Origin of the sequence: Paenibacillus paridis (assembly GCF_006345825.1) — a bacterium.
In the GTDB taxonomy this organism is placed as follows: Bacteria; Bacillota; Bacilli; order Paenibacillales; family Paenibacillaceae; genus Pristimantibacillus; species Pristimantibacillus paridis.
Genome location: NZ_VCIX01000078.1, coordinates 87,663 through 103,371, shown reverse-complemented (window position 1 = coordinate 103,371; position 15,709 = coordinate 87,663). Strand labels below are relative to the sequence as shown.

13 protein-coding genes are annotated in these 15,709 nt (G+C 47.5%); 11 read left to right on the top strand and 2 right to left on the bottom strand.

What is annotated here, in order from left to right; translation table 11 throughout:
- Positions 1-117 precede the first annotated feature (117 nt).
- From gntI to FJQ58_RS08545, 9 genes are all read left to right on the top strand, one after another.
- The gene (gene gntI, locus FJQ58_RS08585; protein WP_139992318.1) at positions 118-1,005 is read left to right on the top strand and encodes a guanitoxin biosynthesis pre-guanitoxin N-oxide kinase GntI; all 888 of its coding nucleotides are present in this window, start codon (positions 118-120) and stop codon (positions 1,003-1,005) included.
- Positions 1,006-1,081: 76 nt separating this feature from the next.
- Complete coding sequence (locus tag FJQ58_RS08580) at positions 1,082-1,522, top strand: hypothetical protein (RefSeq protein WP_139992316.1); 441 nt, start codon at positions 1,082-1,084, stop codon at positions 1,520-1,522.
- Between the two features lie 225 nt (positions 1,523-1,747).
- Complete coding sequence (locus tag FJQ58_RS08575) at positions 1,748-2,770, top strand: ABC transporter ATP-binding protein (protein ID WP_139992314.1); 1,023 nt, start codon at positions 1,748-1,750, stop codon at positions 2,768-2,770.
- Complete coding sequence (locus FJQ58_RS08570; protein ID WP_139992312.1) at positions 2,767-3,576, top strand: ABC transporter permease; 810 nt, start codon at positions 2,767-2,769, stop codon at positions 3,574-3,576. Before FJQ58_RS08575 ends, FJQ58_RS08570 begins: the two co-directional genes overlap by 4 nt.
- A 1-nt stretch (position 3,577) precedes the next feature.
- Positions 3,578-4,381, top strand: a complete 804-nt coding sequence (locus FJQ58_RS08565; RefSeq protein WP_139992310.1) for an ABC transporter permease — start codon at positions 3,578-3,580, stop codon at positions 4,379-4,381.
- Between the two features lie 276 nt (positions 4,382-4,657).
- Positions 4,658-6,472 carry a family 43 glycosylhydrolase gene (locus FJQ58_RS08560; RefSeq protein WP_139992308.1) on the top strand — a complete coding sequence of 605 codons (1,815 nt, stop codon included), beginning with the start codon at positions 4,658-4,660 and terminating at the stop codon, positions 6,470-6,472.
- 248 nt (positions 6,473-6,720) lie between these two features.
- On the top strand, positions 6,721-7,668 hold the full coding sequence (locus FJQ58_RS08555) for a WD40/YVTN/BNR-like repeat-containing protein (protein ID WP_139992306.1): 948 nt from the start codon (positions 6,721-6,723) through the stop codon (positions 7,666-7,668).
- 293 nt (positions 7,669-7,961) lie between these two features.
- Complete coding sequence (locus FJQ58_RS08550; protein WP_139992304.1) at positions 7,962-8,888, top strand: hypothetical protein; 927 nt, start codon at positions 7,962-7,964, stop codon at positions 8,886-8,888.
- A 143-nt stretch (positions 8,889-9,031) separates the two neighbouring features.
- Positions 9,032-9,904 (top strand): aminoglycoside phosphotransferase family protein, encoded by an 873-nt coding sequence (locus FJQ58_RS08545; RefSeq protein ID WP_139992302.1) that lies wholly within the window; start codon positions 9,032-9,034, stop codon positions 9,902-9,904.
- A gap of 99 nt (positions 9,905-10,003) precedes the next feature.
- On the opposite strand, the gene FJQ58_RS32285 is transcribed toward FJQ58_RS08545, so the two are convergent.
- Both FJQ58_RS32285 and FJQ58_RS08535 read right to left on the bottom strand, forming a co-directional pair.
- Positions 10,004-10,483 (bottom strand): carbohydrate porin, encoded by a 480-nt coding sequence (locus FJQ58_RS32285; protein ID WP_162341393.1) that lies wholly within the window; start codon positions 10,481-10,483, stop codon positions 10,004-10,006.
- 184 nt (positions 10,484-10,667) lie between these two features.
- Entirely contained in the window at positions 10,668-11,552 is an 885-nt protein-coding gene (locus FJQ58_RS08535) for an AraC family transcriptional regulator (protein ID WP_139992300.1), read from the bottom strand.
- Positions 11,553-11,724: 172 nt separating this feature from the next.
- On the opposite strand from FJQ58_RS08535, the gene FJQ58_RS08530 reads away from it, so the two are divergent.
- Both FJQ58_RS08530 and FJQ58_RS08525 read left to right on the top strand, forming a co-directional pair.
- A complete protein-coding gene (locus FJQ58_RS08530) occupies positions 11,725-14,394 on the top strand; it encodes an alpha-L-rhamnosidase (RefSeq protein WP_238403905.1) in 2,670 nt (889 codons plus the stop codon).
- Entirely contained in the window at positions 14,391-15,671 is a 1,281-nt protein-coding gene (locus tag FJQ58_RS08525; protein WP_139992299.1) for an MGH1-like glycoside hydrolase domain-containing protein, read from the top strand. The genes FJQ58_RS08530 and FJQ58_RS08525 overlap by 4 nt, the downstream gene beginning before the upstream one ends.
- The last annotated feature ends 38 nt before the right edge of the window (positions 15,672-15,709 follow it).

The following is a 15,709-nucleotide window of genomic DNA, read 5'->3' as shown; positions in this document are numbered from 1 at the left end:
GCTGGTATTAACCAAGTATATGAAGTTGATTGACAACATTTCAGGATAAAAATTACAATGAAAGCGAAATCGTATTTATTTTATCCACGAACTCTTAATTGAAGAAGAGGTGTCGTTGTGGCCAATGATGAGAGCGCTAGAGTTGAGGCTGAGAGCATGAGGCTCGTGCATCAACTGATTAAGAAGGAGTTGGGTTGGCATTCTGAAGAGGTGTCGATTGAATTCCAAGATAGCGGGCTGACCAATCGGAATTTTATCGTATTCAATGGCGGGGAAAAGGTAGTGGTACGGATTGGCGGTGCCAAATCACATGAGCTAGGTATCAATCGACATGCCGAAGCAGCAGCTTTGCAAGTGCTGGATGGCCACTCGATAGCACCCGAGCTATTGTTTCTTGACCCTGAGAATGGGCATATGATTACCCGCTTTGTTCAAGGAAGGGCATTTCGAGACGAAGATTTAATGGAGCAAATTGACGGAATCGTGGACTTGTTCAAAAGAATTCATCAGATGCCATCCATTGCCTATGAATTTTCTCCATACCGAGACATTGAGGATCGCATTCAATTGGCGAGAGCGAGACAGCTTTCATTGCCTTCAACATTGGATAGCCTCGTGAATAAGCTGCTGAACATCCAGCACAGCCGGGCGCTGGAGGCGGCCCGTTTTCGAGGGTTTTGCCATAACGATCCTTTCGCCAATAACTTCCTATATGACGGTTCCATTAGGCTGCTGGATTGGGAGTATGCGGGTATGGGCGATATTCTGTTTGATCTCGCGTGCATGGGCTGCTCGTTTACACCAAACGAGAAAGAACGGCTGCTTTCCAGTTATTTTGGTGAGGCAGAAGGGAAAGCCCTGCTCTCCGCGCTGGATAATATGATCTTCGTCGTCCAATTCTGGAATGCCATGTGGGCAACGTTACAGATCGGTCAGCCACACCCTACCCACGACTACGCAAAAATAGCGGATTATATGTTTAAAAGCCTCGAATCGCAGCTGTAACCTAAATATACACACCAAAATCTATTAATCTCCATATGATAGCAGTGATTCTATTAATATGAAGGAGATGATAGGAATGTCGGGAAAAGGGGGAAACAAATGCGGAGGAGACCGAAGCTCAGGCAGTAAGGGCTCAAAGAACCATAGCCATGGCAGCAAGGGTGGAGGAGACCAAAGTTCAGGCAACAAAAGCTCAAAGAACCGAAGCCAAGGCAATAAAAGCGATGGCCATCAGAATGGTGGGAATAAAAGCTGCTGCAACAAAAGTAGTGGGAAAAGCAGCAGCATCTTAACTATTCTTCTTCGAATTGGCGTAGGAACGCCCAATATTCGGATTCATTTTGATGGAACGTCGCATGTAGGCATCTATTTGGGCATTTCAGACGGCAGCGTCATTCTTAATGTAAGAGGCGTCATTACGTATATTAAACTCTCTTCGATAACGGCTGTGGAGGTTGGCGTCAAAGAGAATAGAAAGCGGTGCGGGAAACAGTCTTGGAAATGTAAAAAAGGATAAGGCTGCTATCGGGGAAATTTCATCTTCAGCTAATTTGAGGGCTGCAACAGGGTGCAAGTGAGAGACCTGTCGCAGCCCTTCTTATTTTTTCTGCTGAGCAGCGGAGCTCCACATGTCAAAGCAGACAGTTAGCCAAAGGAACACTGCAAAAGACTAGATCGCCATATATCTGTAACTTTTTCCATCTTTTATAATAATAAAATTCGGTAGAAGGGAGGGGCATCGATGTCGCTGATTCATGTGGAAAATCTGCGTAAGGAATTTAAAAGGCAAAAGCGAAAGGACGGGTTCTGGCCGTTGATGAAAAGTCTCGTGTACCGGGAATACGAGCAGAAGGTGGCGGTTGAGGATATTTCGTTTATGATTGATCAAGGCGAGATTGTTGGCTATATCGGGCCCAATGGTGCGGGGAAATCGACAACGATCAAAATGATGGTAGGCATCCTCGTGCCAACCAGTGGCGACGTGCGCGTGAATGGACTCGTTCCTTTCGAGAACCGGATCGAGAATGCGCGGAAGATCGGCGCCGTGTTCGGCCAGAAAAGCCAGCTTTGGTGGGATACGCCAGTGATTGAATCGCTTCGGCTAACGAAATATATGTACGAAATACCGGAGGATCGTTATCAACAAAATATGGCGCTGTTTGGGGATATTCTTGGACTAGACGAATTTAAACATGTTGCCGTACGTTCACTTAGCCTCGGCCAGCGGATGCGTGCAGACCTGTGCGCAGCGCTGCTGCATGATCCGGAGATTGTATATCTCGACGAACCGACGATAGGGCTCGATGTTGTCGTGAAAGAGAGAATCCGTGAATTCATTCGCGAGATCAATCGGGAAAGAGGAACGACGGTCATATTGACGACGCATGACATGTCCGATATCGAGAAGCTATGCAGCCGCGTAATGGTTGTCGACCATGGCCGGCTTATGTATGACGGCAATCTGAATACGCTGAAGAACGATTACGGCAACATGGAGACGATGGAGCTGGATACGGAGGAGGCTTTTATGATGGACGATGCGCTTCTCCGTATGGGAATTTCATTCAGCCGAACGGATGACGCCCGAAGCCAGCTCGTCTACGATAAGAAAAATATTAACTCCTCTGCGGTTATCAAGTGGATTATGGATCGTTACTCCGTTCGGGATTTTAAGGTCAAGGAAACTGAGATCGAAGAGATTATTCGCAATCTGTATGCCGGCTTTAGTCAGGATGAGCGCCAGCGGCAGGAAGTGATCGTATGAGAGTCGCGCTTTATCGGGAGATGACACTGAACGCATTCCGATCGCTGCTTGCTTTCCGGGCCGAGGTGCTGCTCTTCCTGTTCGGACAACTGTTTAGAATATTCGTGCAAGTTTACATCTGGTACGCTTTGTTTGGCGATTCGGGCCAATTAGCCTCGAAGGCGGGCGCGGTTACCATTCAAGAAATGATTACGTATGTCGTGATCAGCTCGGTTATTTCGGTATTCGCTACGAATGACGTTATCTTCAGAGTGAGCTCAAAGGTGTCCTCGGGTGAGATTGCAATGGATCTCATTAAACCTATGAGCTTCCGATCCGTCATTTTCTGTCAGGCTTTCGGCACGAACTTGTACCGCATGCTATTTGAATTAATTCCGTTAATCATCGTCAGCCTATTATTCTTCCACGTACAGCTGCCCTCGCCGGCAAACGGCTTGGCCTTCCTTATTCTTGTCATCAATGGCTTGATTCTTAACTTTCTGATTACGTATACGATTGGGTTAATCGCCTTCTGGTACATTCTCGTCTGGCAGGTCAATACCGTACTGAACGGGCTAATCCGGCTTTTTTCCGGAGCTTTTATTCCAATTTGGTTTTTCTCGGATTCGCTGGTAAAGGTCTCGTACTTTCTGCCCTTTCGCCTCATTTATTACGAGCCGATCTCCGTCTACTTGGGAAAAGTGACAGGCTGGCAGGAGCTGCTTGCCATCTTTATTCAGCAGTTAGCCTGGATGGCCGGTTTTCTGCTATTGCAAAAATGGATGTGGTCGAGAGCCGTTACCCGGCTTGTCGTTCAGGGAGGCTAAGATGAGATACTTAAAGCTTTATGCGCGCTTTATTCCGATTTATTTCAAGAGCAAAACCGAGCACGGCTTTGGCTTTTATATGGATTTTGTTGGTTTTGCGCTCACTCATATCGTCAGCTATACGGTCATTTGGGCGTTAATGAGCCGGTTTCAGACGATTAATGGCTGGAATATGTATGAGGTCATGCTTCTTTATACGCTTAATATGTTAACTTATGCAGTGGCGGCAGTCTTCTTCTTTTTTCAAATGGATGCTGTCGAAGAAGATGTCCATAAAGGCTCCTTCGACAGCCTGCTCGTCAAGCCAATTAATCCTTTCATCCACATGATTATTCGCAGCTTCGGGCATTTCTTTCTGGGTGATATCGTGATCGCAGTCATTATGCTGACATTCTGCTTTAACCGTCTGGATATTCATCCGGGCTTCGGCTCTCTAGTGAGCTTTGTGTTTATGCTGCTAGGGGCGGTGCTTGTTCAAGCCTCGTTTATCGTCATCACTGGTTCCATGTGCTTTTGGATTGTTCGTGCGCGATCCGTGATGAACATCGTTATTTTTGGCATTCGAGGCTTTGCGGATTATCCCATTTCTATTTATAGCAAGTTTTTGCGCGTCATATTGACCTTTATCATTCCTTACGGTTTCGTCAATTTTTATCCGTCCCATCTGATTCTCGACAAAGAAGGAGGAGCGCTGTTCGCATCGTGGCTGCCTTACGCCACACCAATCATCGGCCTGCTCCTGTTCTTCATCGCTTATCGGGTTTGGAGCGCGGGACTAAATCGATATCAGGGCACGGGGAGTTAAGCTGAGCAGCCATTGCGGCTGCTTTTTTTTATTGGATATCGCTTGTCATTAGGCTAAGAATGGCAGGGAAAGTTTAAAAATGACTCACTATATAAGCGGTTACATTTACTGTAAGCTATTACTGAATCATGAATTTTATAGTTTTTTCCATTTTGAATGCAGAGGGGTGATCATTAAATCATCTTAGCTGTCTGGTTGCTGCGCACGTTAAGGGTATAAATGCGAAATGGTATGCCGGGATGCAACCCGAATTCATGTAATGGGGAGGTAACACTTATGAGAAAAAAACTATTAAGTTTGTTCCTGTCAGGGACCATGCTGTTGTCCGTCTTCTTTTTCACTTCCTCTTCTGCTGCTGCTGATACACCTGCCATGTCTGGTAATCCTATTTTCACTAGCATTTTCACTGCCGATCCTTCTGCCCATGTTTGGAATGACGGACGGATCTATGTTTACGCATCACACGATATCTTTCCTTCTAGAGGCAGCGATTTAATGGATAAATACCATGTGTTCTCGTCGGATAATATGGTGGACTGGGTGGATGAAGGCGAAATTCTAAGCTCGGATGATGTGCCGTGGGGTCGGCCGGAGGGCGGTTTTATGTGGGCTCCAGACGCCGCATACAAGGATGGAACTTATTATTTCTATTTTCCTCATCCTAGCGATACGAACTGGAACAATTCTTGGAAAATCGGTGTTGCAACCAGCGATAAGCCGGCTGCTGATTTTACCGTCCAAGGTTATATTGAGGGGCTTCCGGGCAGCAATTTAATCGATCCTAGCGTATTTCGCGATGACGATGGCACTTATTACCTTTATGCGGGAGGCGGAGGTACAAGCTATGGTGTCAAGCTGGATAGCGACATGATGTCATTAGACGGCCCGATTAAGCAGTTCACCGAGCTGCAGGATTTCCATGAGGCCACTTGGGTCTTTAAGCGGGGAAGCCTGTATTACTTAATGTATTCGGACAACAACCCAGGTGCGAACCGGATGCGTTACGCAACCAGCAGCAGCCCGCTTGGACCGTGGGTAAATCGCGGCGTCATTTTGGATCCAGTCAAAAATAGCGAAACGTCGCATGGGTCTATCGTGGAATACAAGGGCAACTGGTATATGTTTTACCATAATGGAGAAATCTCCTCCAACGGTACACTGCGTTCGGTCTGTGTGGATAAGCTAAACTTCAATCCGGATGGGACGATTCAAAAAGTCGTACAAACGACTGGAGGTGTCCCGGCTGTCGGACCGCCTTCCCCTGCGACAGAGATCAAATATTATGATCTAATTAATGAGAGCTTTGATCAATATACCCAGAAAACAGAATATGCGATGAATGCCAGTAATGTATCGATTGGAGGAGGGGCAACCCGCTCAGGCGGTACGGTTGAAAATATGCATACCCAAGGTTCCTTTATTCAGTTAAATGGCATCAATGGAGGTACAGGAGGCAAGGCGCTGCTTACCGTGCTTTATGCTTCTGGCGACAGCGGAACGGCCTTTAAGGTCGACGCTAGCGGGGATACGGCTGGAGACGGTTATTTTCTTTCCTTGCCTGGCACCGGAGGTTGGGGCAACAACACGGGCCGAAGCAATCGTCTCATTGATTTGAATGCAGGCACGAATAACGTGATTAAGCTCGGTGGCGGAATGGGCGGAGCCAATATCACTGGCGTCAGCGTATCGTTGGTCCCAACAACGAGTACAGTGACGGAATATGCGCTGAACGGAAGCAATGTGTCGGTTGGCGGCGGCGCGACGAGATCAGGCGGAACGGTTGAAAATCTGCATATCCCAGGCTCCTACTTTGAGCTGACTGGTGTCAACGGCGGCGCTGGCGGCCAAGTGACGATTACCGTGCTGTACGCTTCCGCGGACACCGCAGCAACTTTTAGAGTGAACAGCAGCGGCGATCAGTCGGGGAACGGCTATTCTCTTACCTTGCCTGGTACAGGTGGCTGGAGCACGTTTACTGGCCAGGTTAGCCGGCAAATTGCTTTGAACCCCGGCGCTAATAACGTGATACGATTAAACGGCGGTTTGGGAGGAGCCAACGTCAATCGCATTATCATTTCGTCAACTCCGTAAAGCTGAACAATAGAAGAAGGCCGGCCCCGAATGAACGGGAGCCGGCCTTTGCTGTTGCAGGATTAAGCAAGAAAGCTATGGCGGCTGGGATACACATGAGATATACTTGTTGTAAAATTTAGTAAATTAAAAAAACAATTTAAAGTGCTGGTGATGATGTCATGAAGTGCATTTTATTCAAATCTATTCTTATTTTAATTACGTTTATGTTTATCGTTGGGTGTTCCAGTATGAAGAGGGATAACTCTGTGTGCGGAGTGGAGATTCCTTACAACATTGATGATTTGAAAATGTATGATCAAAGCAATGGTTGGGCAACGGTCACTGTTCCAGAGTTTGCGGTTCTAAATACGGAAGGTGGAGCGGAAGGTTGGAAGGACGTCACTCCTGAAACGACAAACGGTCTATTCACATCGATAAATAAGGATACAGCATTTATTGTTAGCACCACCGGGGAAGAAAAGCAAATTTATCGTACAACAAACCGAGGTGTTACTTGGGAAGAGACAACTATTCATTCCAAAAGCGACGGGATGTACTATGTTTATTTTATAGATGAAAACACAGGTTGGATAACAGGGCAGGTACGAAGTGAGGGCTACAATAACAGGATTGAAATATTAGCTACAGAGGATGGAGGTAAGGGGTGGATTGAAGTGAAGGTGGATGACCAAATGGAGGAAGGCTATAAAAATGGAGCTGTCTTCACCTCTAAGGATCATGGTTTGATCACTGCTACCTTACCTGGAGAACCACTCCTATATACGACTTCAAATGGCGGGGAGATGTGGACTAAGAAAAAACTTGTTGTAACTGACAAACCGCTGCCGGATTTGTTCTCTGAACCACAAACCCCAACCTTTTATAATGAAAATGAAGGTATTCTCCCAATAGTCAATTGGAGTGATCTATCTAACAATCGGAAAATTGTTGTTCCAAAAGAAGACCAAAATTTACACTTCAATAGTGTTGATGTAAATCATATTTGGCAAACGACGGATGGAGTAAACTTATATATTGTATCAGCTGCACCAGAAAATAATGAGGTTATAAGTGTCCCAGAAGCATTAAATTTAGAAAACGCTCATATTTTGGCTTTTAGTTTTATTTCTAGTAAAGAAGGTTTTATGGTTGTAAAATCGAATGAGAAGGTTTACTGGTATGTAACACATAATGGAGGTAAAGTTTGGCAGTGATATTCAGAAAAGTTGAAGCCTCATTTCTATGCCGAAATATAGTAGTCCAATTACAGAATGAAGAATAAGAGCTGAGAAGCTCCATACGTCATACATCAAAAAATACAGAGCTATGTGAGTCTTAGACCCACATGCTCTGTATTTTTTATGAAGTTAGGGATAACGCAGCATGATTTGTTTTAAAGCCGATATCTTGCCATACTTCCGCCATGTTCAGGAGCGTTCCGCTCACACATAATACAGTTAACCAGTATAGAAGGTCATTTTATAACTGTCATGAAGGAGGAGTTGGCATGTTTAATCAAACGGTGACTCTACAGCCTTTGGCCGATATTTCTGCGTATACGGAGGGCTTTGAAATCGTCTCGGCACAAATAGGCTCGGATGGCTGCATGTATGTGTTGCTAATTAACCAGATCCCTGTCCAGAAACGTGGGAGGTCGGAGTCAAAGGATCTAAAGAAAACATTTACTTATAAGGTTTTATACTTTGATGATCAGGATATCGAGGAAGTGGTAATCGCGGACCAGCATTTTAAATATCACTATGTCCAGCCGCTTCATCGGCATCTGCTATTAGTGGGAGCGCGCTGCTCTTACTACGGTGATGGCGAGTATGAGCTGAACGCTAAAGTATGCGATTATAAAGGAAATACCATTCGAGAATTTTTGCTTGGGGATGGGATTCAAAGTGTACAGGTAACTGAACAAGGCACCATCTGGACCAGCTATTTCGACGAAGGCGTATTCGGAAACAACGGCTGGGGTGAACCTATCGGCGCGCCAGGACTTGTGGCTTGGGATGAGAATGGCAACAAACGATATGAAGATCAAGTGTCGAATATTGCCGATTGTTATGCGTTAAATGTGGTAAAGGAAGAGGAGGTCTGGTTTTATTATTATACGGACTTTTTGCTAGGCTGCGTTTCGGGCGGACTCGAACAGCCCAAGGTTACCTTTATGAATCCGGAGATTTCAGGCTCCTCTGGGTTTTGTACGGATGGTTATCACTTTTTGTTTGACGGCGGTTACGGAAAAAGCGGAGACTTTATTCTCAAGAAAAATGAAAAGCCAGAAAGATTGTCGACAGGGCATAAAATCCATTTTCTGAATGAAAAAGGAGAACCGCTTGCCCCGTTAACGCAAGACTTTCGAGAGAATCGCGTGTTGTTTAGTGAAGGCCATTGCTTGTATCTGGTGGCGATTGAAGACTTGCTTTAAAGCTGCATTCCTTTATGTATTTTTTGCTCCGAATGACTGTGATTTAACTAATAATGCTATGGCGGCATTGAAACGCTTAGTGTATACTTGTTGTAAAATTTGGTAATCGAGCGAATAAGTTACAGAATGAGGAGGGGTTCTACATGAATGCAATGATCGGTGAAAAAATTGGTGAGGGCGGCTGCTCCGAAGTTTTCGAGTGGGAAAATGCTAGCAAAATCATCAAATTAGCAAGAGCGAATACAGATATAGACGCAATGAAAAGAGAGTATGATCACAATTGTATGGCCTGGGAGCAAGGATTGCCTGTGCCGCAACCATTTGAATTTGTAGAAATCGATGGCCGCCCGGGCATTGTTTTTGAACGGATTTATGGGGAGACGTTGATGAAACGTTTTGTGCAGCATGCCTTGCACAGGACGTCTTCCGAAGAAGGCGTTACTGAACAGGGGCATATTGAGGATAAACATGATGATGTTCGGATCACCGCTCAAATGTTAAGTGAAATCCATTCTAAATCCAATCTAAATGTTCCGTCGCAAAGAGAAACGATCAAAAACTCCATAGGCTGGGTCAATTATTTAACTTCCAAGGAGAAGGAAGATGTCATTACTCTGTTGGAAAGCCTGCCGAGCAAGCAGCAATTATGTCATGGCGATCCGAATCTAGGCAATATCATGATTAGAGAAGGCAATGCTCTCATGATTGATTGGATGAATGCGACTATGGGCAATCCAGAAGCAGATTTGGCGGAATATATCATTATGATTAGATATGCTGTCCTACCAGCTTATCTGCCAGACGAAGCAGTGGACTATATTAATACGATTCGAGAGTCCATCATCGACGTGTTTATGGATGAATATACTAAACTAGCGGGTATTACTTATGAGGAAGTGGATGCCTGGATTGCTCCTATTGCTGCACGCAAGCTATCCGCGGATGGGATAGGCGAAGAGGAGAAAAATGTGCTTGTTAACGAAATTAGAAAACGACTCGCGGACCTTCAACGGTAAATCCTAATATAGAGGGAAGAAGGATGAGAAGCCGTCAGCCTTGAAAAGCATAGAAAAACAAACATCGCCCAAGGTCCTCGGACCTTGGGCGATGTTTGTTTAGTTTAGCCCTGATTGAGCCTTATTCATTAGCTTGCCTTTATGGAAAGACAATATGGCATTGGCGCCTGTGTCTCCCGAGCCAAAGTAGGAGTAGACGACCATATCGTCAGCTTCGCTGATCGCTTTGCCGTCACCGCCAATGATCTCGGTTACTTCTTTATAGGTCATGCCGATTTCGATTTCTTTATACTGTTCAAAGGTGATTAGCACGCTATCGCCTTTGCCAGCGGGACCATTGTCGTCTGGCACTGTAGTAGTGTTGCTATTGCCGCCTGATTGATTAGTAGCTGTAAGAGTAGCCTTTAACTCATCCAGTTCCTGCTCCTTATCGGTGAGCCGCTTCTCCAATCCGGCAACGCGTTCCTGTAAGCTGTCATAATCGGCTTGCGATGGTCCCGATGAGCCGCATGCTGCGAGTGTGAGAAGCGTGACTGCAAGAACCACAACACCCAAGCCTCGTATCATCCGTTTTTTCATGTTCATCCTACCTCCTTACCAGCAAAACCAAATATTCCATGTGGGTTGGATTGCTTATTTTGGAAAAATAATATCGACAACCAGTTTATCACAATAGATATATGCTGTAACTGAGGCGTTGGGCTCTGGTCCTAATTTCTCAGAATAGGCTGCAAGGATGGACGAATCCTTTGGTGGCGTTGATTTATTCGCCGATTTTAAGGGCTTTGGTTCTATACTGCAGAGGAGTACACCCGGTCAGCTTGCGGAACAGGGCATGGAAAAACTTCAGGTCGGTATAGCCGACACGTCCAACGATTTCGTTGACGGGAAGGTCCGTCGTCTCCAGCATGACGCAGCTTCTCTGAATGCGGACATGCTGCACATAACGGTTAAAGGTTTGTCCGGTAGCTTGCTTGAACAGCTGCTGCAAATGATTGACACTGATGGAGCTGGAGCTCGCCATGTCCTTTAGAGTGAGCTGCTCATGCGCATGATGATGGATGAATTGGATCATATCCTCCACCTTCTCGCGGTAGCGGTTCGTGCTTTGAAGCTTGCCCGCATTGGTAACCTCGGATTGCATGCGGTGCAGCAAAATCAAAATTTGCAGCAAAATCGTTTTGAGCATCGTACGGTGCTCGGAAAATTGCTGGTGAAACTCCAGGTATGCCATTTGGAACATCTGGGAAAGACGGTTATGCTTGTCCTGATAATAATACCAGCCCTGCTTCAGTTCCTGCGGGGAGTAGAGAACCCGGTAAAGCTCGGATTGTGATGGAATCCAGTCCTTCACGTCCCGAATCGCTTCGAGCTGGAAAATACAATTGCAAATAACCAGAGGTTCGGTCGATTGCGGAGACGAAGGCCGGAAGACGTGAGAGGTGCCGATCGGCAGCAGGAATATATCCCCTTTCTGAACAGGAATGGTCTGATCCCCAATAAATTGAAAGCCCCTCCCTTCTTCGACCAGGCAGATCTCAATAAAATCATGCGTATGATATTTGACCTTGAACGACTCGGTCTCCCGATTGAGAAAAATAGGGAAATCAGGTTTGAAAAAACGATCTCCAGTCAGCACCTGAACCATTTCGCAGCTCCCCTTCTTGCTTTGTACCACTAATTGTAAGCGCTTTACATGCGGAATATCAAGTATAAAAAATGATAATGACCTATATCTATTGTGATATCAACCCATAAATGTCGATTCATGATCTTTTATACTTTAATCAACGAAGCAGGATGCAGAGAGGAGCGCGAATGTGGGAATTACCGCAAGCCGTTTAAAAATGGTTCATAAGCATGAGCCGCAGCAGAAGGCGATAGGCGCTGCCGCCAGCATGAGCTGGGTGCTGCAATCCGCCGAGTCGGAGCAGCTTCAAAGCGCTTACCATATTCAGGCTGCATCTGCACAAGAGCAGCTGCTGCAGGGGAAGCCGGACCTGTGGGACAGCGGCGTTGTTGCATCGGGACAATCGCTGCATGTCGAATACCAGGGGCTGCTACCCAGAGGCGGCAAACAATGCTGGTGGAGAGTCCGAGTGTGGGATGAGTCTGGATCGCCATCGGATTGGAGTGAAGCAGCTGTCTGGACGCAAGCTGGCCTTGAGCCAACAGAGTGGATTTCGCAATGGATTGGAAGCGTTATTCCGAAAGAGCTGGAGCTGCCTCCGGCAAGCTATCTGCGCAAAGCCTTTCATACGGAAAGGCTTGTGAAAAATGCAACCGCTTACGCAAGCGCATTAGGGCTCTATGAGCTATCCATTAATGGCAAGCGTGCGACCGATGAGCGGTTCGCCCCCGGCTGGACGGATTATCATACCAGGGCACAATACCAGGTCTGCGATGTCACGCACCTGCTGCGTCAGGGGAGCAATGCGATTGGCATTATTTTAGGCACAGGCTGGTACGCGGGTTATCTGGGAATGATGGGACGCCAGGTATATGGGGAGTCTCCGCGGCTGCTGTTTCAGCTTCATCTGGCGTATGAGGACGGCAGTGAAGAATGGCTAATCTCGGACGGCTCGTGGAAGATGAGCCAGGGGCCGATCCTTTATTCGGATATTATTAAAGGGGAAAAGTACGATGCCCGCCTGGCGCAGTCCGGTTGGGATGAGCCCGGCTTTCAGGATGGAGATTGGGAGCAGCCGCACTGCTTTGAGCCTTACGCAGGGGAATTGACGCTGCAGCTTGATCCGCCGATCCGGGTGATGGAGCAGCTTCGTCCGGTGTCTGTCAGGAAGACAGAGCGAGGCAGCTATATCTACGACCTTGGGCAAAATATGGCCGGCTGGACCCAACTACAAATGAGTGGGTATTCCGGACAGGAAATTACGGTCCGGCATGCGGAAATGCTGGATGCTGACGGCTCGTTGTACCTCGCCAATCTCCGCAAGGCGGTTCAAACGGACATTTATATTTTACGGGGGAATGGAACTGAGGAGCTGGAACCTCATTTTACCTATCATGGCTTTCGTTATGTGGAAGTCGAAGGAGCGGAGGAAGAGCTAACGCTAGACCAGCTGCTTGGACTCGCCGCCTACTCGGCTGCTGAAACGTCCGGCTGGATAGAAACCTCGGACGAGATGATTAATCAGCTGTACAGCAATATTGTCTGGGGGCAAAAGGGGAACTTCTTCAGTGTTCCGACAGATTGCCCGCAGCGGGATGAACGGCTCGGCTGGACGGGAGATGCGCAAATCTTTGCGCGTACGGCCTGCTATAACATGGACGTCGAAGCCTTTTTCAAAAAGTATATGGTGGATGTAGCTGATGCGCAGCGGGAGGACGGCGCGTTCCCCGATACGGCACCGGATGCGAACTGGTCATTCTTCAAGCAGGTGTCGAGCGCGAAATGGTTCGCACCGGATAATGCCGGCTGGGGAGATGCGGGAGTCATTATTCCATGGACATTGTATCTGATGTACGGAGATTCTGCGATTCTAAAGCAGTATTACGATCGAATGAAGCAGTGGATCGACTACTTGAAGGCTAACAGCGATGAGCTGATCCGGCCGGGTTATGCCGATCATGCCGACTGGTTGTCGGTGAATGCGGATACGCCCAAAGATGTGCTGGCCACGCAATATTTTGCCTACAGTACTCGGTTGTTTGCTCGGATTGCTGCCCTTGTCGGCAATGAGGCGGATGCGGCTAGCTACGATGAATTATTCGAACAAATCAAGAGGGCCTTTATGAGCCGCTTTGTTGCAACGGACGGCATAATTGAAGGAGATACCCAGACGGTATACGCGCTGGCCTTATATTTTGGCCTGCTGACTGAGGAACGGAGTGAAAAGTCGGCTCGGCGGCTGGTACAGCTCATTGAGGAGAATGGCAATCACCTATCGACGGGCTTCCTCGGCGTAGGTTATCTTCTGCCCGTATTGTCCGAGATTGGCCAGACTGAGCTTGCCTACACGCTGCTTCATCAGGAAAGCTATCCATCTTGGCTATACTCCGTCAAGCAGGGGGCTACGACAATCTGGGAGCGGTGGGACGGCTGGACGGAGCATGGCGGCTTCCAAAGCCCTAGCATGAACTCGTTCAACCATTACTCGCTAGGCTCGGTCGGAGAGTGGATGTTCCGTTACATGGCAGGGTTGGACCCTGATCCGCAGCGGCCCGGCTTCAAGCACATCCGGTTTCAACCAAGGCCGGGAGGAACATTAAAATTTGTGAAAGCGCATTATGAGAGCGGATACGGCCGCATCGAAGCCAGCTGGGAATATGATGCGCAGCAAGGCGTGACGGTAAAGCTCAGTCTGCCGCCCAATACAACGGCTTCTGTGACTTTACCAGGGCCGGCGGTGCGAGCCCAAGGCCAAGCGAAATCGCTTGAAGCGGGCAGCTTGCATTATGAGGTAGGCTCAGGAGCGTATACCTTTTACTGCGCAAAGACAGGCAAAAAGGAAGGGGGAGAATGCCAATGAGTGAAGCTTTCGAGCATTATGAACAGCTGTTAAGAGCTTATATTGGCGAGAAGGCGGATACCATTCTGAAGGCGCCCGCTCATTATCTCAAGCATCCCTTTGTGGATCCTGGCTCTATCTATGACGGAAATCTGTGGGACTGGGACTCCTTTTGGGCGGTATATGCACTTCTGAATATGGCAGAAGATGAGAACAGGGACCGTTATATCGCACATGCCAAGGGCAATATTTTTAACTTTCTGGATTATCAGCTTGAGGATGGCTACATTCCGATGATGATTGAGAAGAGCAAGCTGCCCGAGCCTTATTTGATCGGCAAGCGCAAGGAAGGGCATATCATGAACATGCACAAGCCCTTCCTGTGCCAGCAGATTGCGATTATAAGCGGGGCATGCGGGGATTACCGCTGGATCGAGCCGCATCTGGAGCAGCTTGAACGCTACTTCGATTGCTATGACCGTTTCTATTATCACGAGAATAGCCGGCTGTATGTTTGGGCGGACGATGTGATGATCGGAATGGATAATGATCCGGCAACCTTTGGCCGCCCGCGCTTCTCAACTGCGAATATCTATTTGAACAGTTTTATGGTTAGTGATATGAAAGCCTTTTCATCCATTGCGGCTCACCTTGGTCATCCTGAACTGCAATTGCGCTTTGAAGAAAAGGCAGCCGAGCTAAGTAAAGCCATTCAGGAGGAATGCTGGGACCAGCGGGACAAGTTTTATTATTCGGTAGATGTGGACATTAAAACACGTGCTTATGATTGGTTCCATACTGGCCTTGGGGTGTTCTGGAAGACACTCCCTATCAAAATAAGGGTATGGTCCGGATTCATCCCGCTGTGGGCGGGCATTGCCGATCATAGGCAGGCTGCTTTGCTGGCGGAGCTGCATGCAGCAGATAAAAATACGTTTAACAGCCCGTCCGGAATGGCTACGCTTGCCCAGGATGAGAAAATGTTCGATTGCCGGGCAACGAATAACCCGTCGAACTGGCTTGGCCCAGTCTGGATCGTTGCCAATTATGTGGTCTTCCGCGGCCTGATGAATTATGGATATGTGGAGCAAGCCAAGGAGCTGTGCATCAAGACGGTAACGCTGCTCGGCAGGGATCTGGAGAAATCGGGCGTGCTTCATGAGTACTATATTCCAGAAACCGGGGAGCCCGTCATGAACGGCGGATTTTTGAATTGGAACCTGCTTGTACTGAACATGATTGATGAGATGCGCGGCAAACCGCCGATCAGCAGCTTTCTCGGGATTCATTTTCCTTGAAATGAAACCGATAGCAATTATGCAACATCGTTAATGTT